The sequence below is a fragment of the Streptomyces sp. PL-25 genome, from assembly GCF_058344915.1.
Map to the genome: position 1 here is coordinate 5049692 of NZ_CP136997.1, position 24222 is coordinate 5073913.

Genomic DNA, 24222 nt, shown 5'->3' on the forward strand with positions numbered 1-24222 from the left:
CGTGATGCGCGGATAAATCGCCTGAACACTCGATTATTTATGGAACCTCTGAGTCCGTATGCGGCCATGGGTGAGAATGGCCGCCATCGCCGTCGACCCCGGTCACGGTGACGATCGTGCGACGTGTTCTCGTCGCGTCGCACGGTGGGCGTGAAGGCAGGGGGCCGGCACGCCAGACTCGTTCCAGTGGGGGGTAATTCCGTGCAAGAGATGATCAAGGGCGCGAACGTGTCGCTGGCGGCCCTGAGCGAGGACATCAGCTCCGTGATCGTCGGTCTGGGCTGGGGGAGCCCGACCGGCGAGGGCGACGCGGACGTCTCGGTCCTGCTGCTCGACGCGAACGGCAAGGTCCGCAGCGACGCCGACTTCTACTTCTACAACAACCCGGTGGCCGCCGACGGAAGCGTGCAGCTGCTGGGCAAGACCCCGACCGCCGACGGCAGCGAGGACCGGATCAGCTTCGACCTGTCCGCCGTCCCGGCTGAGGTCGACCGCGTGGTCGTGGCGGCGAGCCGGTACGGCCGGGCCCGCTTCGGCGAACTCGAAGGCGTACGTCTGACCCTGGCGGACGGCTCCGGCGAGGAGCTGCTCCGCTTCGCGGTCGACGGCGTCGACTCGGTGAGCGCGCTCATCTTCGGCGAGCTGTACCGCCGGGGAGAGGACTGGAAGTTCCGCGCGGTCGGCCAGGGGTACGACAGCGGACTCGCCGGTCTGGCCACGGACTTCGGGGTCGACATCGACGACGACGCCGACGCGGTGGAGGCGCAGGAGGCCCAGGCGGCCCAGGCGGCCCAGGAGTCTCAGGAGGCGCAGGAGGCCGTCGAGAACATGCCGGGGGGCGGGGCTGCCGAGGCCGCCGTAGGGGCCGAGGACGCCGTAGGGATCGAGGACGCCGGGAGCGGCCGGGGCGGGGAGAACGGCCGGGGCGGGGAGAGCGCGGCCGCGAGCACCGAGGCCCCGGCCCCGGCCACGGGCCCGGTCCCCGCTCCGGCTCCGTCTCCGGCTCCGGCCTCGGCCTCCGCGGAGCCGCTGGCAGCCGTCCCGGCCCCGCGCCGGCCGGATGACGCCGTGCCGGACGCGTCCGGCACCCGCGCCCCGGCCTCCGCCCGGCCGCGCACGGCGAAGAAGAAGGTCACCCTGCCCAAGGTGGTCAGGAAGTCCCTCGCCGAGAACGACTCCTGGCGGGGCGCCCGGCTCTTCCCGGTGTCCGCGCTCAAGAGCGACCGCGACCGCGAGACGCGCGCCACCTCGGTGCTGCTGTCGGTGATGGCCCAGGTGCCGGAGTTCGGCAGACGGCTCACCGCGGGGTTCGGCGCCCCGGCGGGCCGGATGGAGACCTTCACCGAGGTCACGCTGCCGCACGGCGACTCACCGCGCCGCCCCGACGGCGTCGTCCGGGTCGAGCGGGCCGGCAAGCTGTGGACGGCGCTGGTGGAGACCAAGACCAACGGCAACGCCCTCAGGGCCGAGCAGGTCCAGGCGTACATGGACATCGCCGCCCGGCGCGGCTACGAGGCCGTGATCACCCTCTCCAACGACGTGGCCCTGGAGGGCAGTCCGCTCGTCGACGTGAAGATCGACCGGCGCCGCAAGCACAAGGTGGCGCTCAGGCACCTGTCCTGGGCGGAGGTCACCCACCACGCCCAACTGCTCATCCGGCACGAGGGCGTCGGCAACGCCGCCCACGCCTGGCTCCTCCAGGAACTGCTGCACTACCTCCAGCACGAGAACTCCGGCTGCCACGGCTTCCAGAACATGGGCCCCGCCTGGGTCCCCGTACGCAACGGCATCGACGACGAGACCCTGTGCCACGGCGACCCGCGCGCCCTGGAGGTGGTGGAGAGCTGGGAGCGGCTGATCCGGCAGGTGTGCCTCGGACTGGGCGGCGAACTCGGGCACAAGGTGCTGCCCGTCCAGCGGACCGGGCGCGGCACGGACCCGGGGGAGCGGCGCGGCGCCCTCGCCGACCGGCTCTGCCGGGACGGGCGGCTCCGGGCGGAGCTGCGCATCGAGGGGACGCCCGGTGTCCTCGCCGTCACCGCCGACCTGCGCACCGGAAAGCTGCGTACGTCCATCGAGCTGCCGGCCCCCGAGCAGGGCTACCCGCTGTCCTGGGCGAAGCGGCTCGTGCGGTGCCTGGCCGACGCACCGGCCGACCTCCATGTCGAGACCCTCGTCGAGGGGCAGTCGGGCGGCGGTCCCCGGGGCACGCTGGAGCGGCTGCGGCCCGAACCCGCCGACCTGCTGCCGAAGGACAGCGGCAGCCGCATCACCGGCTTCCGGCTCTCCCTGCTCAAGAGCATGGGCAGCACGCGCGGCAACGCCGAGTCCGGCTTCATCCGCAGCGTCGACGACGCGGTGCACCGCTTCTACACCACCGTGGTCGTGCACGTGGAGCGGGCGGTTCCGCGCCAGGGCGCCGTTGCCGCCCGGAAGGCGACGGCCGCGACGACGGCTACGACAGCGGCCACGACGGCGGCCGGCTGACCGCGCCCGGCTCCTCCCGGCTCCTCCCGGCCCCTTCGCCGGGGGGCGCCCGGATAGGGAAACCCCTCTCCCTCGTCGCAGTGCCTGGCCGCCCCCCTCGCCGGATCCCGACACTCGTGCGTCGGCTCCGCTCCGCCGAGGGGCGGGACCGACAGCACCCGCAGGTGCCCGCCGCCGCCGTACTCACCGCCGCACGCCCCGGCGGCGGGCACCCCCTGCACGAGGCGAAAGGAACCCCCCGTCCTATGGACATACGAAGAGCCGCGCGACTTCTCACGGTCACTCTGGCCTGCGTGTCCGCGTCCGCCATCGCCCTGCCCGCCGCCCTGGCGGCCCCGGGGTCGCAGCCGCATCCGCATCCCTCCGCCCCGGCCGCCGGGCCGGGCGCCTTCGCCGCGGCCCCGTTCACGGCCGACCCGGCACCCGCCGTCCGCAGCCGCGTCGAGGACAACGCCCGCAAGGTCCTCGCGGACCACGCGGGCGCCGCCCACCGCGCCGCCGGGGACGCCTTCTCGGTCCGCAACCTGGTGGTGGACCGGGACGGTTCCGCCACCGTCCGCTTCGACCGTACGTACAAGGGGCTGCCGACCTACGGCGGCGACGTCGTCGTGCACCTGAAGAAGGACGGCACCTACGCGTCGCTGGCCACCGGCGCGCAGACGTCCCCGACGGTGTCCACCGAGCCCGAACTGCCCGCCTCCCGCGCCGCGAAGGTGTCGAGGGCGGCGTTCGAGGGCCGCGTCGACTCGGTTTCCGCCTCGCACCTCGCGGTGCGCATGCAGGGCGGCGACGCCGCCCTCGTCTGGGAGACCGTCGTCAGCGGCGTACGCCAGGACCAGACGCCGAGCCGGCTGCACGTCCTGGTGGACGCCCGCACCGGCAAGGTCGTACGGACCAGCGACGAGGTCGACACCTTCGCCGCCCGGCAGACCGCCGGACCGGCGGGTACGGCCCGCGCGACGGGGTCCGCCCCCGCGCAGGCCGGCGCCGCCGCGGCCACCGCCACCGGCCGGTCGATCTACAGCGGCCAGGTCTCCCTGGACGTCAGCCAGTCCGGCAGCGGTTACTCCATGCAGGACCCGGTGCACGGCAACGGCTACACGACCAACCTCAACCACGCGACCAGCGGCACGGGTTCGGTCTTCACCAGCTCCAGCGGCACCTTCGGCAACGGCACCAACAGCGACCCCGCCTCGGCCGGCGTGGACGCGCACTACGGCGCCGCGAAGACGTTCGACTACTACAAGAACGTCCAGGGCCGCAACGGCATCTTCGGCGACGGCCGGGGCGTACCGTCGCGCACGCACTACGGCAACGCCTACGTGAACGCCTTCTGGGACGGCTCCCAGATGACGTACGGCGACGGCCAGGGCAACTCCCGCCCGCTGGTCGAACTCGACGTCGCCGGCCACGAGATGAGCCACGGCGTCAGCGGCGCGCTCACCGGCTGGGACGAGACCGGTGAGACCGGCGGCATGAACGAGGGCACCAGCGACATCTTCGGCACCATGGTCGAGTTCTACGCCGACAACCCGGTGGACACGCCCGACTACACCATGGGCGAGCTCATCAACATCAGCGGCGACAACCGCCCGCTGCGCTACATGTACAACCCGTCCCTGGACGGCCAGTCGCCCAACTGCTGGAACAGCAGCAACGGCAGCCTGGACCCGCACTACTCGATGGGCCCGCTCAACCACTGGTTCTTCCTGCTGGCCGTCGGCAGCGGCGACCACGGCTACGGCAACAGCCCGACCTGCAACAGCTCCACGGTGGCCGGCATCGGCAACGACAAGGCCGCCAAGATCTGGTACAAGGCGCTGGCCTCCTACGCCAACAGCAGCGAGAACTACCACCAGGCCCGGATCGACTCGCTGAAGGCCGCCGCCGACCTGTACGGCGCGCACTGCACCGAGTACAACACCGTCGAGGCCGCCTGGGCGGCGGTCAGCGTCACCGGCGCCGACCCGGTCCCCGGTCCCGGCAACTGCGGCGGCCAGCCCGGCTCGCCGACGGTGACCAGCCCCGGCAACCAGAACGGCACGGTGGGCACCGCGGTCTCCCTCCAGATCCAGGCGAGCGACCCCGGCGGCAAGACGCTCAGCTACAGCGCCACGGGCCTGCCCGCGGGGCTGTCGATCGACTCCTCCACCGGCAGCATCACCGGCACGCCGACCACCGCCGGCACCTTCTCGGTGACCGTCACGGCGAAGAACACCGACAACGCCACCGGCTCGGCCTCCTTCACCTGGACCATCACCGGCGGCGGCACCCCGCCGCAGGGCTGCGGCAACCTGCCGGCCTGGAGCGCGACCACCGCCTACGCACCGGGCGACCAGGTCTCGTACAACGGCCACAAGTGGTCCTCGCAGTGGTACTCGACCGGCGCCGAACCGGGCGCGCCCGGCTCCTGGGCCGTCTGGACGGACCAGGGCGCCTGCTGACCCGTACCGGACAGTGAACGAGCAACACCCTTGCCCGGCCGGGCCGTTGGTCTCCCCACCAGCGGCCCGGCCGCATGTCCGGCCGCACCCCTGCCCGGCCCACTCCGCCTCCCTCATTGGTCTTGACCTTTCACCGGGAGCGGTCCTACATTCGGCGCGGTGTGAATGGCAGGTCCATGATCAGCAACGGCGCGTGTACCCGCACCCGTACGCGCTCCGGTGCAGGCGCCCGTACGCGCACGCGTCACCAGACCCGCGCCCGTACCCGCTCCTGACGTACCTGAGTCATGGACGAGGCTGTGTCCGGAAGGGCTTGCGGATGACCGAGCCGACCACCCTGCCGACGGACGGCCCGGCACGACGGCGGCCGCCCGCCGTCGCCCGCGGCGCCCTCTGCGACACCGTCCGGGCCCAGCTGACCGACCGCGGCGGCGTGCTCCTCACCGGACCCGCGGGCATCGGCCGCACCACCGTCGTCACCGAACTGGTCACCGAGGCGTGCGCCCGAGGCCACCGGGTCCTGCGCTGCTCACCGTCCCCGGCCGAGCGGCACAGCCCCTACCTCGGCCTCATCGACCTGCTGTCCCCGCTGGACGACGACGCCCTCGGCGGACTCGCCCCCCACGAGCGGACCGTGCTCGAAGCGGCGCTGCTGCGCAGTGCGCCGGGCGCGCCGGACCCGGGGGACCCTGGGGGCCCGGGGGGCTACCCCGGCGGCGGGAGCGGCCTCGTGGCGGGGACGGGCCTCGCGGCGGGGACGGGGCTGGTCGCGGGGGCAGGAGCAGGAGCAGGGGCGGGGCTGGTCGGGAGGTCCGCTGCGGCGGCGGGGATCCTTCCACCCGCCATGGTCCTCCCGCCCGCCATGGTCCGTCCGTCCGCCATGGTCCTTCCGTCCGGCGTGGCCCTCCCGTCCCCGATGACCCGTCGGGCCACCGAGGCCGGCCCGGCCACCGCGACCGCTCCGGCCACCGACCGCGACGCGCTCGTCCTGCGCATCGCCGTCCGCAAGGCCCTCACCCGGCTGAGCGCCGACGGGCCGCTCCTGCTGGTCGTCGACGACGCGCAGTGGCTGGACGCGCCGACCGCCGACATCCTCCGGTTCCTCGCCCGGCGCTGCGGCCCCGGCCCCGACCCGCGCCCCCGTGTCCTCGTCGCCCTGCGCACGGGCATGTCAGGGGACGGCCCCGGACACCCCGGCGACCGCGCGGACGGCACCGGGAGCGCGCGCGAGGCACAGGAGCTGTGCCCGCCGCCGGCCCGCAGGATCCCCGTACCGCCGCTCACCGCCCACGAGACCGCCGAACTGCTCGACGCGCACGACCAGCCCTCCTGGCCGCGACCGCTCCTCGCCCGCCTGCACCGGGCCAGCGGCGGCAACCCCCGTACCGCCCTGGAGCTGAGCGCCGCCCTCGACGAACACGTGCGCATCCACGGCGCCGACCTGCCAGGGCCCACCGACCCGCTGCCCGTCCCGGACTCCCTGCGCCGCCCGCTCCTGGACCGGATCGACGCCCTGCCCGCCGGCGCCCGGCGCACCCTGGTCACCGCAGGCGCCGCCGTCCGCCCCACCGTGGAACTGCTGCGCCGCGCCGGGCGCCCGCACGCCGAGTCCGACGTGGACACCTGCGTACGCCACGGCCTGCTGGACCTCCCGCGGACCTCCGACCACGGCGCCCTCAGGTTCCTGGACCCGCTGACCCCCGTGGTGCTCCGCACGGTGACCCCCTACGACCAGCTGAAGAAGACGCACCGGGCGCTTGCCGACGCCTCCGACGACCCCGTCGAACGCGCCCACCACATCGCCTGGCTCGCGGCGGGGCCCGACCCGGCCGTGGCCGCGGGCCTGGACGCCGCCGCCCGCACCGCCCGCCGCCGCGGCGCACCCAGGACCGCGGCGCGACTCGGCCGGATGGCCGCCGAGTACACGCCCGCCGGCCAGACAGGCGTCGACATCGACCGCCGCCTGACCGCCGCCGAGGACGGCATCGAGGCCGGCGACTTCGACTTCGCCCGCCAGCTCGCCTACGAGGTCCTGGGCGAGGCGGACCGCCCCGCCGACCGGGTACGCGCCTGGAACGTGGTCATCGACTCCTGCGGCCAGGCGATGGCCGAGATCGCCGACGTCTTCCCGGAGGCCGTATGCGACGCGGGACGCGACCCCGGTCTGCTCGCCCAGCTCCACTACCGGATGAGCTGGCGCGCCTGGATGGTCGGCGGCTGCGCGGCCCGCGCCCGGGAGCACGCCGTACGCGCCGCCGAACTCGCCGCCCGCACCGGCGACCGCCGCACCGAACTCATGGCCCTCACCCAGCAGGCCGCCCTGGAACTCTTCCTCGGCCTGCCCCAGGCCGAGGCCACCCTCGTCGCCGCCCTGGCCGCACCGCACGACGTGCACGCCATGACCCACCACAACGGCCCCGTCTATCTCAAACACCGCTTCCACCTGGTACGCGACGAACTGGACGAGGCCCGCACCGAACTGCGCACCCTCGTCTACACGCTGCGCCAGCGCGGCTCGGCCGACAGCCTCAGCCAGTGCCTCAACGGCCTCGCCCAGGTCGAACTGCTGCGCGGCCGCTGCCGACCGGCCCTCGCCCTCGCCCGGCAGAGCCTGCGCATCACCGAGGAGGCCGGGCTCAGCCAGGGCCCCGCCTGGTACACGCTCGCGCTCGCCGAGACCGCGGGCGGCACCCTCGGCCAGGCCCTCGCCGCGGCCGAGACCGCCCGCCGGCACAGCGAGGACGACGACGACCGGCTCTTCCTGCCCCGCGCCCTGCACGCCGAGGGCCGGATCAGGCTCTTCGGCGGCCAGCCCCACCAGGCGGCCGAACTCCTCGCCCGCACCGGCTCGCTGGAGACCGCCCAGGGCCAGCGCGACCCCGCCACCCGGCGCTGGCACGCCGACCTCGCCGAGGCCCTGGCCCTCACCGGCGCCACCGACGAGGCCCGCGCGGTCATTGCCCGCGCCCGCCGCCAGGCCGAACGCCTCGGCCGCCCCGGCGTCCTCGCCACCCTCGACCGCGCCGCCGCCACCGTCGACGCCGCCCGCGGCGACCTCGACCGCGCGGTCACCGGCCACGAGGGGGCCGCCGCCCGCCTCCACGCCGCCGGCTACCCCCTCGAAGAGGCCCGCACCCGCCTCGCCCTCGCCCGCCTCCACCGCCGCCGCGCCGACGAACCCGCCGCCCGCACCGCCTTCGCCGACGCCCTGCGCGTCTTCACCCGCGCCGGCGCCCGCTCCTGGGTCACCCTCACCCGCACCGAACGCGACCGCCCGGCCCCCACCCCCCTCCCCGAGACCCCCTCCTGGTCCGAACACCTCACCTCCACCGAACGCAACGTCGTCACCCGAGCCGCCCAGGGCGCCACCAACCGCCAGATAGCCACGGGCCTGGCCCTCAGCGTCAAGACAGTGGAAGCAGCCCTGACCCGCGCCTACCGGAAACTGGGCGCGCGGTCGCGGGTGGAGATCACTCGGATCATCTTGGGCGGGGCCGGGGGATAGAAGACGAACCACCACCGGCAAGAGTCCGGCCCGCGCCCGGCGTCGGCGAGCCGGGCTGTGCAAGCGACGGTGATCTCTCTACGGTTGGGGTCCGACTGTGTCATGAGGCGGGTACGGCTAAGGGGACTGTGTGGAAGCCGAGTTGGCGGCTCTTGCCGCGTCAGGGGCGACGACGCTGGTCGGCCTGATGGTTTCGGAGTCATGGGAGCGCGCGAAGAGCGGCGTGGCCAGGTTCTTCGGACGGCGCGGCGCGGGCCGGAACGCCGAGGACGAGCTGCGGGCCGCCCGGGCGGAGCTGGAGCGCGCGCGGGCGACGGGTGACGCGGGGGCTCAGGCGGCTGTCCAGGCCCAGGTGCGGCAGCGTCTGGAAGAGGTCTTCCGGGCGGATCCCCAGGCCGCGGAGGAACTGGGACGCCTGTTGTCCGACCTGGCACCGGAAGCCGCGCGCACCTACCTCCACCTGGTCTCCGGCGGGGTGTACCACGGCCCGGTCTTCCAGGGATCCCACATCCACGGCGGCATCACCTTCCAGGTCCCGCCGGCACCGGATCGCGCGGGCGCCTCCTCCGCCAGACCCGATCAAGTCCCGGCCGTGACAGTGCCGTTCAGCAACCGGACGGCGGAGCTGGCCGTGCTCGACGAGGCTCTCGGCGCTCGGGCGGCCGTCGGCTCCCGCCCCGGCTCCGTCGACATCGGCGTACTGGACGGACTTCCCGGCGTCGGCAAGACGACCATGGCCTGGCAGTGGGCGGCACGGGTCCGGGACACCTTCCCCGACGGGCAGCTGTACGTCGACTTCGCGGCACTGCGGGACAGGGCCGCGCCGGAGACCGCCGCGGGCGCGGACGTCTCGGAAGCCCTCGCCATGTGCCTGAGATCGCTGCCGGGCGGCGACGACGGCATTCCGGGCTCGCTCGCGGAACGGACGAACCTCTTCCGGTCGCGTTCGGCCGATCTGCGCCTCCTGCTGGTGCTGGACGACGTCAGCCAGCCCGCACAGGTCCGCGCCCTGATCCCCAAGGGCCCGGGCAGCGCCGTCCTGGTCACCAGTCGGCACCGGCTGGGTGAACTCGCCCTGGACGGGGCACGGTTGATCTATGTCAGGCCGCTGGACGAGCATGGCGGTCTGGCGCTGCTGAGGGACCGGTGCGGCGCGGAGGCGACCGAAGCCGAACCGGACGCCGCGAAACGTCTCGTGGCACTGTGCGGCGGTCTGCCGGTGGCCCTGCAGATCGCCGCGGCGCGGCTGGCCGCCGACGAGGGCCTGACCATGACCGCACTGGCCGCCGAACTGGACGACGAGGCCGGGCGGCTCGCCGGCCTGGCACTGGACGGAGATGAGTTGTCGGTGTCCGCTGTTCTCGGCCCCTCCTACCGGTTGCTGCCGCCGGACGCGGCCCGGCTCTACCGCCTGCTCGGATGGCTGCCGTCCCGTGTCTTCGACAGCGGTGTGGCCGCCGTCGCCGCGGGCATCGCCACCAGCGACGCGACCCGCCTGCTGCGCCGTCTCGCCAAGGCGAGCCTGGTGGAGGCCGTCGGCGACGGGCGCTTCCGCATGCACGGCCTCGTCCGGCTGCACGCGCGCGAGTGCGCGGCACAGGAGGAGGCGGAGACCGAGCAGCGGGCCCTCGTCGAACGGGTGGGCACCCACTACCTCGTTCTCACCGCGTGCGCCGACCGCGCGCTCCGGCGGGACCGGCTGCGGATCGTCGATCTGCCCGGTCTGCTGCGCACCGCCGTGGATCCCTTCGCCGCCGCGGACGGCCCGGCTCCGCTGGAGTGGCTGGACACCGAGCGCTCAGCGGTCCTCGCGGTACTGCGCGCGGCGGTACGCCAAGGACTGCACACGCTGGCCTGGCAGTTGGCCGAGGTCTTCACGGTCCTCTTCCTGTACCGCCGCTACTCAGGGGCCTGGAAGGAATCGCTGGAACTCGGCGCCGAGGCCGCCGCGGCCGCCACCGCGACGGCGGACACGGCGGGGCAGGTCGCGCAGGCCACGGCGGCCGAGGCACGGCTGCGCAGCCTGCTCTCGCGCCCGTTGCTCGACCTCGGTGAGAACGACCGCGCGGGAGCGGAACTGGAGCGGGCCGTGGCCCTGGCCGACGCTTCCGGCCACCCTGTTCTGCGCGCCTCCGTCCAGGAGTTCCTGGGACGGTACAGGGACCTCTTCGAGCCGACCCGCGCCGCAGAGGCGTACCGGCGCTCCCTCGAACTCAACGAACTCGCCGGTGAGACGCGCGGAGCTGCCATCGCCGCGTACTTCCTCGGGTGCGCGCAGGACGCCCAGGGAGATCACGAGGAGGCCCTGGCCACGCTGCGGAGGGCACGTGGTGAGCTGGAGAACCGAGAGGAACCCGACCTGCGTATGGCGGCCCGGGTGACCCTGGCGATCGGTGTCGTGCACGATCACCTCGGCGACACCGGGGAGGCGGTCCGTGAACTGCGTGAGGCCGCACGGGCCCTGGGGGAGGTGGGGGCCGCGCACTACGAGGCGCAGGCCCTGGTGCACCTCGCCGACATCGCCGGCCGGACGGGCGGCCGCGAGGACCTGGTCCGCGCCTGGCTGAGCCGGGCCGCCGAGATCCACGAGGCGGCGGGCAGCGGGCTGGCGGAGGGTCTGCGGCTGCGCCTGGAGAACCTCGGCGGCTGAGCCGGCCCCGGCGCGGCCGGGACTCCCGGCCCCGGCGCGGCGCGCGGGGTGGGACGGTCCCGCCGCCGTCAGGCCGGCGGAGCACCGGCACGCGCGGGACGGAGACGCAGGACGGCGTCCTCCTCCCGGCTCCCACCGGTCCGCAGCGTCACCTCGGCTCCGTCCAGCGGATGACCCACCCGGAGCAGGCCGTACACCAGCGCGGCGTGCAGTCCCGGATCGAGCACTGGCCCGGTGACCGCCACCTCCACGGTCCTGCCGTCCCTGAGCCCGGCCAGACAGCAGCCCCCGCGTACGGCCGACACCGCGAGGAGGCTGCCCGGCAGCCGGGCGAGTGTTTCCTCGATCCAGGTCAGTGCCGCTACCGAGGTCGGGGCGGGGCCGCGCCGCACGAGCACGGAGGCGCTCTCGGCCAGCCGGTGGTCCCGCTCGTCGTCCCCGCACGCCAGGTGTGTGAAAGAGGCAGGCCCGTCCGTACGTGGTTCGCCGTACGCGGCCACGGAGGCCGGGAAGCGGCGCACGGTGACCGTCGGAACCCCGCCGGCCCCGCCTCCGCCTCCGGCTCCGGTGACATCGGTGATCACGTGCCACGAGGTGACCGGTGAGGCGGGTGACCGCGGTATCGGCAGCATCGTCGGGGACGGCGGCGGGGAGGACGGCTCGGGAAGTTCCAGAAGCCGGTAGAGAGCGGAGCGGAGCCGGGCGACGGCATGCCCCGGGTCGGCGAACGCCTGCCGGGCGAGGCCGTCGTACCTCCCCGGTGTGTGCCGGTCCACGGCGTCCTCCACCTGCCGGAGCAGATCACCACGGAGATCGAGCCGGGGTGCGAGGGCCGCCATCTCGTGCGCGGCGGTTCCGGGTACGGCGTCGTCGCCGAACGCGGCCAGCAGCAGCGGCGTACCGGCCGAGGCCCCGTACAGCGTCACCGAGCCGTGGTCGCCCAGGAGCACGTCCGCGGCGACGAGCGCGGGCCGCCAGGCGTGGACGGTCGGCATCAGCAGCAGACCCGCCTCCAGCGCGGCGGACTGAAGAGTACGGAGCTGCCAGGCACCGTGCGCCGACCATATGTTGGGGTGGGTGATCGCGCCGACCCGGTACTCGTCGGCGGGCAGCCGGGCGAGGAGACGCGGAAGCAGCTCCGGGTGACGGCCCAGCAACGACGTGGGACCCCAGGTGGAGCTGATCACGACCAGGCGCTGGTGCTCGTCGACACCGAGCGCCTCCCGGTACGCCCCTCTGCGCGGGCGGCTGCCCACGAGTTCGTCGAAGCACGGATCGCCGACCAGCAGTGTGCGCCCAGCGGTTTCGGGGCGGGCGGCGAGCAACTGCCGCTCCTGCGCCGGATGCGAGACCGCCAGCCAGGCACGCCCCGATTCCAGCAGCGAGTCCGGCACCACCCCGGAGAGCCTGCTCTCCGGGCTCCGCGAGTCCGGCACCAGCTTCTGGAAGCCGACACCGTGCGGCAGCACCAGCACCGGGCAGTCGCCGTCCGGCACATCGATGTTCTCGCTCGCGGAAAGGATCAGATCGGGCTCGATGTCCCCCAGCTGCTCCCAGGGCATGACCCGGCACCCCTCGGCCTGGAGGAGGTCGAGGACTCCGTCGTTGAAGGCGGAGGAGGGATCGTAGGCGAAGACGACGGTCACCCGGTGGTCGTCGCGCAGGAGCGAGGGCAGCGTCTCCAGGACCCGCACCGTCGAGGTGACCGTCCGGGCCGCGACGACCACCGTGCGCTCACCGTGAAAGGTGCTCCAGCGAGGGGCGTCCCGCCCCACCGGCACCCGAATCGGCCGACCGCCGAAACAGCTCGCGGCTCGCGGCTCGCGGCTCGCGGCTCGCGGCTCGCGGCTCGCGGCTCGCGGCTCGCGGCTATTATCCGATTTCAAGCTGCTTAGCAATCCTTTGGGTGAGCCTTGTAACAGTCGGACTCGGTGAACTCGCGATACACGGTAGCGAATCGCCCGGCCCCCCTGGCCTCATTGGCCTCATTCCGCATTCCGCCCCCCGGGGCCACGGTCCTCCATGACTCGCTAGCCTGACGCCCGCCCGTGCCTGCACGGCCCGGACCGGGAATCGCGGCAGAGCCCGGGCTGTCCGACACCTCACGGAGTGACCATGGATGACGAGATCCAGCTGATCAGGGACGGCGACGACCTGGCGGTTGTCGGGGACGAGGCGACGGTCGAACGCTTCCTGGTCGCCGAGGGACTGCCTTCGCAGGCCCTGCGAACGCGCCCGTTCCGGTCCGTCCTCGGTGACGCGGCCGGAGTCGCGCAGGCGGGTTCCGACCTGGCCGCCCACTCGGGCCGCTGGGTGAAGCTCACCAAGGAGTCCGCGCAGCGTGTCGACGAGCTCGGGCTGAGGAAGAGCGCCAGGACCGGTCTCAGCACAGGGGTGCTGAAGGGACCCAAGGGCCAGAGCAAGGGATTCGTCGAGTTCGCGAAGGGACCGGGTCCCCTGCGGGGCAACCCGGCACAGCTGGCCAATGTCGCGGCGGTCATGGCCCAGCTCGCGATGCGGCAGGCCATGGACGAAATCACCGAGTACCTCGCCAAGATCGACGAGAAACTCGACGACGTGCTCCGTGCCCAGCAGGACGCCGAGCTGGCGAAGATGACCGGTGCGGAGCTGGTGATCGACGAGGCCATGTCGATCCGGAACGAGGTGGGCCGGGTCTCCGACATCACGTGGTCGAAGGTGCAGGCCACGCCGGAGACGATCGCGACCGTCCAGGTGTACGCGCTCCGCCGGCTCGACGCGCTCGCGGAGAAGATGGAGCACAAGGCCAAGATCGGTGAACTCGCCGCAGCGGCCGAGGAAGCCGAGTCCAAGGCCAAGCAGTGGCTCACCGTCCTCGCTCGTTGCTTCCAGCTCCAGGACGCGATAGCCGTACTCGAACTCGACCGGGTGCTGGACGCGGCTCCGGAGGAGCTGGACCGGCATCGCGAAGGGATCCGGATCGCCCGGCGGAACCGGCGAGCGCTCATCTCACGGAGCACCGAGCGCCTGGTGGCCCGGATGAACGCGGCCGCCGACGAGGCCAATGCCAAGGTGCTGCTGCATCCGGCCAAGTCCCCGGCCGTGGTCCGGTCGGCCAACGAGGTCGTGACCGGCGTCGACGATTTCCACGGGGTGCTCGGGATCGAGTCCGATCGTCAGCCGTCCGAGACCAGACGGTGGGCGGCCGCGGCGGCCGAGGCGAGGGACAAGGCGCTGGAGACCGGAGCGAAGGGCGTGGACGCCGCCAGAAACTTCGGCAGCGAGACCCTCGACCGGGCCGGTTCGGTCAAGGACAAGCTCGCCGAACGAGCCCGCCGCCTCCGCGGGCAGACGGACGCGGCCGAGGCGGAAAGCGCCCCGGAGCGCTGACCGGCCGACGCCGACCGCCGACCGATTCCGGGCACCACCTCACCTGCCCGCCTGGAACTCCTCCACCGTGAACGCCACGAACCGCGCCCACCCTTCGCAGCCGACCGCGAAGGGCCGGCGCCCCACGTCCTTGGAGTCCCGGATGTGGACGGCGCACGGGGTGACGGCGACCTCGACGCAGTCGTCGCCCTGGCTGCCGCTGTAGCTGGACTTGAACCAGGCGAGTTCGGACGTGCTCATAGCTCTCCTCGCAGACGCTCCAACAGACCCCGGGACTCCTTGGGGTTGAGGGCCTGTGAGCGCAGTGTGTCATAGCGCTGGTGGAGGAGGCGCATCTCTTTCGGGTCGGTGATCAGTCGCCCGTTCTGCTGCCCTTCGGAGTATCCGAGCCGCCGCCCATCCTGAGTCTCCAGGAGCCGCACCGGCCCATCCAGGCAGGCATGCAACCCCGCGTCCACCGGTACGACCTGTAGCGTCACATTGCGCGGAGCACTGGCCTCCAGCACGTGGTCCAGCAGCTCCCGCATCTCCTCTGCGTCACCGAACCGGCGCCGGAAGACATGCTCCTCCACGATGAAGCTGAACGGCACGGTTGGCCGCTCCCGCAGCATCTTCTGGCGCTTCTGCCGCGCGGTGAGCTGCTCCTCCAGCTTCCGGTCGGTCAGCAGCGGGATGGTGCCCTCGAACACAGCTCGGGCGTACGCCTCCGACTGCAACAGCCCCGGCACCAGCCTGCACTCGTACGTGCACAGGCTCACCGCCACCTTCTCCAGCCGTGCCCACCGCCGGAACCACACGGCGAGACCGGCTTCGGCGCGGGTCAGGAACGGCGCGGACCTCCGCAGCGCCCCGGTGTTCCCCAGGGCCGCGTCCCCCCGGTCGACGAACGTCTCGTCCGGCATCCGCCGGCCCAACTCAACCGACTCCACCGTGTGTTTGGAGAACCGGACGATCTCCCCGAACTCGGCCCTGCTGAGCCCTGCGTGTTCCCGCAGGGCCTGGACTACGGCTCCGAAGGTCCGCAGACTGTCGGACGGATCGGGTTCACGCCCCTGCTCGTCCGCCGCATCCGCGCCCTCCGCGCTGTCCGCCTCATCCGCTACGCCCTCGACGCCCTCTGCCATCCGCGGCCACCTCCTGACGCGCCCGTACTCCGACCGTCGTTCAAGCGATCGGCGGTGCTCAGAGTGACGCGTACGGACCCGTACCGTCCACCGAAAGTGCCCGTACGCTGACGCAGCGTACGGGCCTCGCCTCTGGAACGGGACCTCGCACCCTCGTCACGCTGGCCCCATGCACACGACCTCCCCCCACCAGCCCCGCACCGCAGGGGCGTTCGCCCAGCAGCTGTCCTCCACCCCTCGGGGCGCCCGCCTTGCCCGCCTGCTCGTCGCCGAACGGCTGACCGCCTGGAAGGTGTCACCCGGGGTGGCCGAACGGGCGGTGCAGATCACCGCCGAACTCGCGGCCAACGCCGGTGCGCCATGAGGCGCTCTGTTGTATCCCCGGTTCAACCGGGAGGAACTGAAGGGAGGTTTCTGGGTCTGATGGCTTACTTGGAACCGAAAGGTGAAGGGGACAGCAGCATGCCAGGAAATCAGTGCTCGTGTTCACGTGTGGAAGCGAGGCACTGAGGGACCCGCGCGATATGGCGAAAGCTGTACTGCCTGAACTCCAATCTCCAAAGGATGAAATGGACTGCATCCGCCGGAAAGCCACACGTGACACCGGCGCCGCACCCTGCGGTGGAGTAACTGCGTATCCATCGCACCCTTCGGGTCGCGGAATGATTCCCAGTGAGGGAATTCAAGGGGATGAGTGGGGCGCCTAACTCGCGCTAGACACGTACAACAGAGACGAACATGGGATCACCTAAAAGGCGCGAGCCTCAAGGTGACGGAGGCCCCGTAGTAGTCGTAGGAGTAACGACCTGCCAAGGAGGACGGGAAAGCCGTCCACAGGGCGAAGGGGGCCAGGTGATTCGGACATCACGATGCTGGGAGGTATGCGTAATGCAGAACGCCGAAACGGTGCTTGATGTCCTGCGTGAACGCGGCAGGCGAAGCCTGCCGTGTGATGAACTGTATCGACAGTTGTTCAATCCAAGCCTGTATCTACTGGCCTACGGGCGCATCTACGCCAACCACGGCGCGATGACACCCGGAGTCTGCGGGGAAACCGCTGACGGCATGTCCGAAGCCAAGATCGGACACATCATCGAAGCCATGCGTCATGAGCGCTATCGCTTCCGCCCGGTGCGGCGCGTCCACATTCCGAAATCCAACGGAAAGACGCGCCCGCTCGGCCTGCCGTCCTGGTCGGACAAACTCGTCGGTGAAGTGATACGCCTTCTTCTGGAAACGTATTACGAGCCGCGTTTCTCCAGCCGCTCTCACGGTTTCCGCCCCGGCCGGGGCTGTCACACGGCACTGTCCGAAGTGACATACAACTGGACCGGGACAACCTGGTTCATCGAAGGAGACATCTCCGACTGCTTCGGCTCGCTGGATCATGAGATTCTGCTGGCCATTCTATCGGAGAAGATCCACGATAACCGGTTCCTCCGCCTCATCCGACAGATGCTGAAGGCGGGATACCTGGAGGACTGGAGATGGCACGCCACCCTGTCGGGCTCCCCGCAAGGCGGTGTGCTCTCCCCACTCCTGTCCAACATCTACATGGACCGGTTGGACACATTCGTCGAGACAGTTCTCATCCCGGAATTCACCCGAGGAGCAGCTCGCCGCAAGAATCCGGCCTATAAGGAGCTGGAGAACGCAATCGGCACTGCCCGGAAGCGACTCGCCTACAGGAAGGAGAATACCGAGTCCGCTCAAGTCCGCCAATGGCGAAAGGAGTTGCGCCCCATCCGGTCGGTGATCCGCATGATCCCGGCTACCGGCGGCTACGCTACATCCGCTACGCGGACGATCATCTCCTCGGGTTCATCGGACCCAAGGCCGAAGCCGAGACGATCAAACAGCGCCTGGCCGCATTCCTCCGCGACGACCTCAAGCTGGAACTCAACCAGGGCAAAACGCTGATCACCCATGGCCGCACCCAAGCGGCCCGCTTCCTCGGCTACGAGATCACCGTCCAGCACGCAGATGAAAAGGTCTCCAGGGGCGGCCGCATCAATCGCGGTCTCCGCTCCATCAACGGGAAGATCCAACTCCGCGTACCCAAAGGTGTGATCAAGGCCAAATGCGCCCCGTTCCTCCACCGTGGCAAACCCACACACCTGCTCCCGCTGACGAGTTGCACACCCTTCGACATCATCGGCATTTACGGAGCGCAGTACCGGGGCATCGTTCAGTACTACCTGCTGGCCGGCGATGTCTGGAAACTCGACCGGCTCAAGGGGGTCATGCTGACCTCCATGCTCAAGACCCTGGCCGCCAGGCATCGGTCACGGGTGACCGCGATGGCCAACAAGTACAAAACAACCATCCGGACACCCGTCGGACCACGCAGATGTTTTGAGGCCAGGATCAAACGTGAGGGCAGGAAACCGCTGATCGCACGGTTCGGTGGTATTCCCCTGATCCGGCAGCGGAAAGCCGTCATTGACGACCTTCCGCCTACTCAATTCACTCCCCGCAGCCGCCCGCGCGGAAGCCAGCTCATCGACCGGCTCCGCAAAGGACGGTGCGAACTCTGCAACAAGCGAACAGCCGTGCAAGTCCACCAAGTTCGCCACCTTGCAGAGCTCCAGGCGCGGAAAGAGCAGCCTCCGTGGATGCAGCTAATGGTCAAGAAGCGACGCAGAACCCTGGTGGTCTGTCCGCCCTGCCATGAAAACATCCACGCATAACCGGGCCCAGGATCACGCAGTAATCGCTGGAGAGCCCGCTGCACCGAAAGGTGCACGGCGGGTTCGGGCCGGGGGCCACAGGAAAAGGAGCTGCCGCGGCAGCCACCTCGCCTGTGGCCTACCGGTACTCTTCCACGGCCGCGTCCGGGGCCGTGACTTCCGGGTCACCCTCACCCGCACGCCCGGATCCGGCGGTGTCCGTATCGAGATCACCGACGCGCGCGGCGAACGGCTCCCCGCCACGCCGCCGTACCCCGAAGAGCCGTCGGCTGAGGCGGAGTCGGGCCGGGGCCTCCTCCTGGTCGAGTCCCTCGCGGACCGCTGGGGCGTTGAGCCATACCCACCGGGCGGCAAGACGGTGTGGGCGGAGATCGAGCCGACCCACTCCGTACGCCGTCCCGCGCCGGGACGACCCTCTCCATGACGGTCTCTGTCGTACCCCGGCTACCTGGGCGTGTGGCGGCGGTACTGCGATGTCAGGCGGTCGGTCTACTCTCCGTTCCGTGCCGAATACGCGGTCGCTCCGGTCGCCCACCCGATAGGTTCCTCTCATGCCCAGCCGCCTCCTCGAACTGCACGTCGAGAACTTCCGAAGCCTGCGCGATGTGACCGTCCCACTCGGTCCGCTGACGGTGCTGGTGGGACCGAACGGTGTGGGCAAGTCGAACGTGCTGAAGGTCTTCGACTTCCTGGCCGACATCATTCGTACGGACCTCCAGCCCGCGCTCGACAGCAGAGGAGGGTTCGACGAGGTCGCCTTCTGGGGCGGGGCGAAACCTCCGACATTCATGCGCGTCCATTTGAAGGCCACCTGGACCAGCAATTCCACTCTCAACGCGCCCGACGAGTACAGCCTCACGATCCGGCGCCGGTCCCTTCCGTCGAACCGGGACAGGGCTCGGGCGGCCTACGCGCTTTCCCGGGAGGAAAGCTTCCAGTTCGAGCGGAAGCAGGGGAGGGGACGGCGGATCACCATCTCCGGCGAAGAGGCGCGTGTGCTCGACAGACGGGCCGGCAAGGAGCAGGACAGCGGCAGCTTCGGCATTCGCAGGCTGAGCAGCGGCCTGTCGACACTGCCCAGACTCGGTCCCGCGGACGGCGGTGACGAGGTGACCCGCGTCGCGGACCGCCTCTCCTCCTTCCGGGTCTTCGACGTGGATGTGGCCGCGGCGCGCATGCCCACGCGACTGCGTGTCGCCGACCTCGCCACACTGGCTCCGCACGCCGAGAACCTCGCTGCGTTCCTGATCCACCTCAGCGGACGGGAGGAGATCTGGGAGAACCTCGTCGAGGACGCCCGTCAGGTCCTTCCACAGCTGGAGAACATCGAGTTTGAGGAAGTGGGCGGTTCGAGCGATCAGCTGACCGTCGTCCTGCGCGAACGTGGCCTGCGCCGCCTGACACCACTGGCCGACGCCTCCTACGGGACCGTCCGCCTGCTCGGTCTGCTCGTCCTCCTCTACGATCCCCGTCCGCCCGCCTTCACCTGCATCGAGGAGATCGACCACGGGCTGCACCCGCAGGCACTGGAGCTGGTCGTGCAGCGGCTGCGGGAAGCCTCAGGCCGTACCCAGTTCATCGTCGCCACCCACTCGCCCGCTCTCGTGAACCGGCTCCGCCCCGACGAGTTCGTGGTCTGCGACCGGGACGAGGAGGGGGCGTCGATCATCCCCGCCCTGACGGTGAGGGAGGTGGAGGAGATCGTCGAGGAATCGGGGGACCAGCCGCTCGGTGAGCTGTGGTTCTCGGGCGTGCTCGGCGGCGACCTCACCGGAGGTGAACTGTGAGTGGGGGAGGCCGGCGCACAAACTCTCAGGGGCGCGTCATCGTTCTCGCCGGTGAGGATCAGAACGACTGCGAGATCATGGCGGCCCTGATACGTGCGCACCGGCCCGATCTCGGTGCGACGGCCAAGCTGGTCCGCATCAACGACCCTGTGCGGCTGCGGAGGAAGTCCGGCCCTGATCTGGCCGCGGCGGTGAAGGTGCTCGTAGGGAAGGCTCGCGCCAAGGCGGTTCAGCGCAAGGCGCAGCTCGTGGGGTTCGCCGTCCACGAGGATCTGGACGGCTTCACCGACTCGGACTACGGCAGGGTGCGCGCGGCGGTCGCGGACGAACTCGCTCGCCAGTGCGCCGGCCTCCACACCGCGCTCGCGCTCGCCGCCTGGGAATCGGAAGGCTGGCTGCTCCTCTTCCCCGACGCCTTCCCCCGCGTGCGCCCGAAGTGGAAGGTCCCCGCACAACTGCGGGGAAAGGACTCAGGGCGAATCAAGGAACCCAAGGAAGAACTCAAGCGACGACTCGGTTCACCCACCTTCCGCGAGAGCGACGGCCCCCTCGTCGCCTGCGAGGCCCTCACCCACGGCCTGATCACCGCCCCGGAAGGCCGGAACGACTCGTACAGCGACTTCGTCCGAGACCTCGCCGACTGGGCGTGACATCCGGCGGGCTCTCAGAGCCTGTGCGCTCTGCCCATCGGCCGAAACCCAATCGTCGTCAGGCCGGGGGCGGGCCTGCCATACCTGCGGTGATACCTGAAGATCCCGTCCACGGCCTGGACCACAGCCCCCGACATGCACCCGCACGGGGCGGCACCGCCTACACAAACGCGAAGACCCCAACTTCATGCTCTCACAGATGTCGGGGTCTTCAGGCACCTCATACTGGGTGCCCCCGGCAGGATTCGAACCTGCCCACGCGGCTCCGGAGGGGCTGCGAGAACCGTCGAATGTTGCTGGTCACAGTAACGTTAGCCACCCCTGAGATGTTGCCGGTCCACGGGTCGTCCACGGCCCTTCAGCTCCCATGGGAAGACTCGTTGGGGCCAGACTGCGAAGCCTTACGCCCTCCACCCGACAGTACAAGCCGCAGAATCAGCACGAACACATACGCCGATGCAGCGCTCGGTGGGAACCCTGGCGTCAACTCGTGTACCAGTCATCTGGCTGGCACGACCGCTTCGGCGTGCGCCTCAGGGACGGTTCTTGTGCCGTGGCTGCCGCGACTCCTTACTTCGTCAGCCGTAGCACACCCTCTAGCCTAGGCGACCTCACCCTTGCATCCAGTGACCGCGGGTTGGGGACAAGAGGCCAGACGAACAGTCACTCCTGCCAAGGTCAAGTAATATGCGCCTAGTTGACCCGGCTGAGGGGGGATGGGTCCCATGGCAGGTGCGTCGGACAGCAGCATCAAGGCACAGGAGCGGTATCGTCTCGATGCTCGAACACTGGGGCACGGGAGCTATGCCCAGGTATTCCCTGCCGTGCACAAGGAAACGGGCGAAGAGGTAGCGCTCAAACGCGCCTACAACCGCCAGGATGCTCAGGACAGGATCAAGCGGGAGATTCAGGACCAGAAGCGGCTAGCCCACCCCAATATCATGCCGATTCTGGATCACGATCCAGGCTTCACGTGGTACACGATGCCTCGCGCGGTCGGCAATCTCAAAGACCTTCGCCAAGGGCCGGACGAAGAGGAGCTGGCGTCCATCCTCCTTGCTATCGGTGAAGCCCTGGATGTGGCTCATCAACTCGGGCTGGTTCATCGTGATATCTCTCCGCAAAATATCCTTGCTCTCTCTGGCGACAGCGGGGCAAGATACCGGTGGGTGGTAGCGGATTGGGGCATGGTTCGTCGTCCGCCTGAAGAGGCTTCCCGAATTCTCACCCGCACCGGCCAGGGGATGGGCACGCCAGGATTCGATGCCCCTGAACTGAGTGTGGACCCCCGTAAAGCCACGCCAGCGGCGGATGTGTACAGTCTCGGACGCGTTGCTGCTTGGTACCTCACCGGGACGTCTCCTGCAAGCGGAGTGCGGCTGCTCCCTGACGGCGAGTTCCTGCATTGGCGACTATTTGTCAACGCATGTACGCGGCAAGAGACTTCGTTGAGGACGCAGACCATGTCTGAGTTGCGGGACATGGTACAGGTGGTACTTAACGACCGTGATGAGCCTGTACTAACGAAGGCCCGCAGGCTGGTGGAAGGGATCACGCTCGCACAGGAGGGAAGCCTAGAGGCGCTAGTCCGACTGGTTGACGCTCATCAAGACGACGCTAGCCTGTATTTCGATTACTTCGCGCAGATATCCACTGGGCCTACACGTGCTTGGTGCCACTCTGACCCCGAGCGAGCCGCTTTGTTGGCAGGTGTTCTGGCAAAGCACCTTGTTGCTGGCTCCTGGGGTGATCGAGATAGGGAGTACATAAGTACACCGCTGGCCTTCCTGCTCACGGTCCTCCAGGCGTTGGTCGCTAACAACAACCTCGGACACGCCCAAGATCTCGCGCCAGACTTCTTCGCTGCCGAACTCCACTGGCAGGATCAAGACCAACGCAGACGGACTCTAGAGTGGTTGGGCGACCTCCAGGCACCGGCTGACCGTGCGCTCGCACCGGTCTTGGGCGCGCGACAGGACGTCGTGGAGTACTACAGAGAGCCTGGTTGGCGAGCGCGCAGTGTCGTGCTGGCCACCATCCTCGGCGCCAGCTGAATCCGATCCCGCATCACCGTGGTGGTGACGGCTATCACCGTGGTCCAATGGGCGAGTGTTGATGAGCGATAACCACAGGCCGATGCCGGAGGGCCCGGTCCCCCAGGAAGAGTCACCAGTGTTTGAGCCCAGCTCAGGACGAGGACGCCGGCACGGCACCAGCCGAAGTGAGCCGTTCGATCGCTGGTTTCGCTACCCAGCAGGCTTCGCGTCCGACTATGCCTCCCTGCTCCTGCAGCAGTTGCGGCTGCCCACCGCAGGACTTGTAGTTGATCCCTTCACCGGGTCAGGCGTTGCAGGTACCGCGGCTAGGCGAGCTGGTCACGCCTTCTACGGAGTTGAGGCCCATCCGCTCATAGCGGAGCTTGCAGCTCTGAAACTCGATCGCACCTCAGAGGACCCGAATGGGCTCCTTGCGACTGCCCGCGAGCTCACGCTACAAGCTATAACGACGAGGGCAGACATTGACATCAGCGGCGAAGCCGACCTGACACTTCGCAGTTTTGATCCCGAAACGCTCGCCACTTTGGTGAGCTTGCGCGATTTGATTCGAGCAATGCAAGCGCATGAGTGGCACTTGCATTTGAAATGGGCGTTGCTAGCGACACTAAGAGATGTTGCATCAGTGCGTGTCGGTTGGCCATACCAAAGACCCGGAAGTCAACGGCAGCCGACATTCGCCGACCCCTTGACTCGCTTCCTTCAGCGTATCGGGTGGATGGTCGAGGATATTCGGGAGTTTGAGGCCGACTATTCTTCCTCGCCAGCATGCCGAGTAAGACAGGGCGACTCCCGGGAGGCTATGAACTGGAGTGAACTGGGGCATGGCACTGCGCACGGGTGTGTCACCTCACCGCCGTATCTAAACAATTTCGATTACGCTGACGCGACGCGGTTGGAACTCTACTTCTGGGGTGACGTTACCAGCTGGTCGCAAATGTGTGCCGAGGTGCGTTCTGACATGCTTACGGCTACCACTCAGCAGAGCAGCGTAGGCGCAGCAAGCGATGCCAGGACCCTTTTGCAGGCGTACGGGACGGTCGGAACCGAGATCAGTGAAATTGCCGATCGACTCCAGAAAGAAAGAGGAAATCGATCGAGGGGAAAAGAGTATGATCGTGTAGTTCCCGACTACTTTGTAGCGATCGCACGAATTATGGAAAATCTTTTCACGGTGCTGACCTCGGGAGCACCCGCGGTCTTGCTAGTTGGTGACAGCGCGCCATATGGGGTCTACGTTGACACGCCCGGATTGATTGCCAAGCTGGCGAAATGTCAAGGGTTCACCCTGAAGGAGGATGTAATCCTTCGTCACCGGGGACAGCGATGGGCAAGCAATGCCACCCGGCATAATGTGCAACTCGCAGAGCGGCTGGTATTGCTTCGCCGTGATTGAAAGGGTCCGGCGTCTTCCTCGAACACAAGCTCTTATGAGCCCGCGAGGAAGAGCGCCAGCCTTACA

At 69.6% G+C, this 24222-nt stretch carries 14 protein-coding genes and 1 pseudogene; 12 read left to right on the top strand and 3 right to left on the bottom strand.

Going from position 1 to position 24222, the window contains the following annotated elements; genetic code table 11:
* Positions 1-210 precede the first annotated feature (210 nt).
* The 4 genes from R4Z62_RS22935 to R4Z62_RS22950 all read left to right on the top strand — a co-directional run bounded on the left by R4Z62_RS22935 (position 211) and on the right by R4Z62_RS22950 (position 11086).
* Positions 211-2487 (top strand): TerD family protein, encoded by a 2277-nt coding sequence (locus R4Z62_RS22935; protein ID WP_491520758.1) that lies wholly within the window; start codon positions 211-213, stop codon positions 2485-2487.
* A gap of 293 nt (positions 2488-2780) precedes the next feature.
* Positions 2781-4931: a M4 family metallopeptidase gene (locus R4Z62_RS22940; RefSeq protein ID WP_491520759.1), complete on the top strand. Its 2151-nt coding sequence runs from the start codon at positions 2781-2783 to the stop codon at positions 4929-4931.
* A gap of 319 nt (positions 4932-5250) precedes the next feature.
* Entirely contained in the window at positions 5251-8436 is a 3186-nt protein-coding gene (locus R4Z62_RS22945) for an AAA family ATPase (protein WP_491520760.1), read from the top strand.
* Positions 8437-8623: 187 nt separating this feature from the next.
* Positions 8624-11086: an ATP-binding protein gene (locus R4Z62_RS22950; protein WP_491520761.1), complete on the top strand. Its 2463-nt coding sequence runs from the start codon at positions 8624-8626 to the stop codon at positions 11084-11086.
* A gap of 68 nt (positions 11087-11154) precedes the next feature.
* On the opposite strand, the gene R4Z62_RS22955 is transcribed toward R4Z62_RS22950, so the two are convergent.
* Entirely contained in the window at positions 11155-12813 is a 1659-nt protein-coding gene (locus R4Z62_RS22955; protein ID WP_491520762.1) for a hypothetical protein, read from the bottom strand.
* A 388-nt stretch (positions 12814-13201) separates the two neighbouring features.
* On the opposite strand from R4Z62_RS22955, the gene R4Z62_RS22960 reads away from it, so the two are divergent.
* Positions 13202-14455 carry a hypothetical protein gene (locus R4Z62_RS22960; protein WP_491520763.1) on the top strand — a complete coding sequence of 418 codons (1254 nt, stop codon included), beginning with the start codon at positions 13202-13204 and terminating at the stop codon, positions 14453-14455.
* A 39-nt stretch (positions 14456-14494) separates the two neighbouring features.
* Here R4Z62_RS22960 and R4Z62_RS22965 read toward each other — a convergent pair whose 3' ends face one another.
* Both R4Z62_RS22965 and R4Z62_RS22970 read right to left on the bottom strand, forming a co-directional pair.
* Positions 14495-14695, bottom strand: coding sequence for a DUF397 domain-containing protein (locus tag R4Z62_RS22965; RefSeq protein ID WP_491520764.1), 201 nt, complete (start codon positions 14693-14695; stop codon positions 14495-14497).
* Complete coding sequence (locus R4Z62_RS22970; RefSeq protein ID WP_381742601.1) at positions 14692-15579, bottom strand: helix-turn-helix domain-containing protein; 888 nt, start codon at positions 15577-15579, stop codon at positions 14692-14694. Before R4Z62_RS22970 ends, R4Z62_RS22965 begins: the two co-directional genes overlap by 4 nt.
* A 169-nt stretch (positions 15580-15748) precedes the next feature.
* On the opposite strand from R4Z62_RS22970, the gene R4Z62_RS22975 reads away from it, so the two are divergent.
* From R4Z62_RS22975 to R4Z62_RS23005, 7 genes and pseudogenes are all read left to right on the top strand, one after another.
* Positions 15749-15943: a hypothetical protein gene (locus R4Z62_RS22975; RefSeq protein WP_491520765.1), complete on the top strand. Its 195-nt coding sequence runs from the start codon at positions 15749-15751 to the stop codon at positions 15941-15943.
* Positions 15944-16467: 524 nt separating this feature from the next.
* Positions 16468-18269, top strand: a pseudogene (locus tag R4Z62_RS22980) (reverse transcriptase/maturase family protein).
* Positions 18250-18693 carry an ATP-binding protein gene (locus tag R4Z62_RS22985; protein ID WP_491520766.1) on the top strand — a complete coding sequence of 148 codons (444 nt, stop codon included), beginning with the start codon at positions 18250-18252 and terminating at the stop codon, positions 18691-18693. The pseudogene R4Z62_RS22980 and the gene R4Z62_RS22985 overlap by 20 nt, the downstream one beginning before the upstream one ends.
* A 127-nt stretch (positions 18694-18820) precedes the next feature.
* Positions 18821-20056 carry an AAA family ATPase gene (locus tag R4Z62_RS22990; protein WP_491520767.1) on the top strand — a complete coding sequence of 412 codons (1236 nt, stop codon included), beginning with the start codon at positions 18821-18823 and terminating at the stop codon, positions 20054-20056.
* A 77-nt stretch (positions 20057-20133) separates the two neighbouring features.
* Positions 20134-20706: a hypothetical protein gene (locus tag R4Z62_RS22995; RefSeq protein ID WP_491520768.1), complete on the top strand. Its 573-nt coding sequence runs from the start codon at positions 20134-20136 to the stop codon at positions 20704-20706.
* 725 nt (positions 20707-21431) lie between these two features.
* Positions 21432-22760 (top strand): protein kinase domain-containing protein, encoded by a 1329-nt coding sequence (locus R4Z62_RS23000; protein ID WP_491520769.1) that lies wholly within the window; start codon positions 21432-21434, stop codon positions 22758-22760.
* Between the two features lie 118 nt (positions 22761-22878).
* Positions 22879-24156 (top strand): hypothetical protein, encoded by a 1278-nt coding sequence (locus tag R4Z62_RS23005; protein WP_491520770.1) that lies wholly within the window; start codon positions 22879-22881, stop codon positions 24154-24156.
* Positions 24157-24222: the final 66 nt, after the last annotated feature.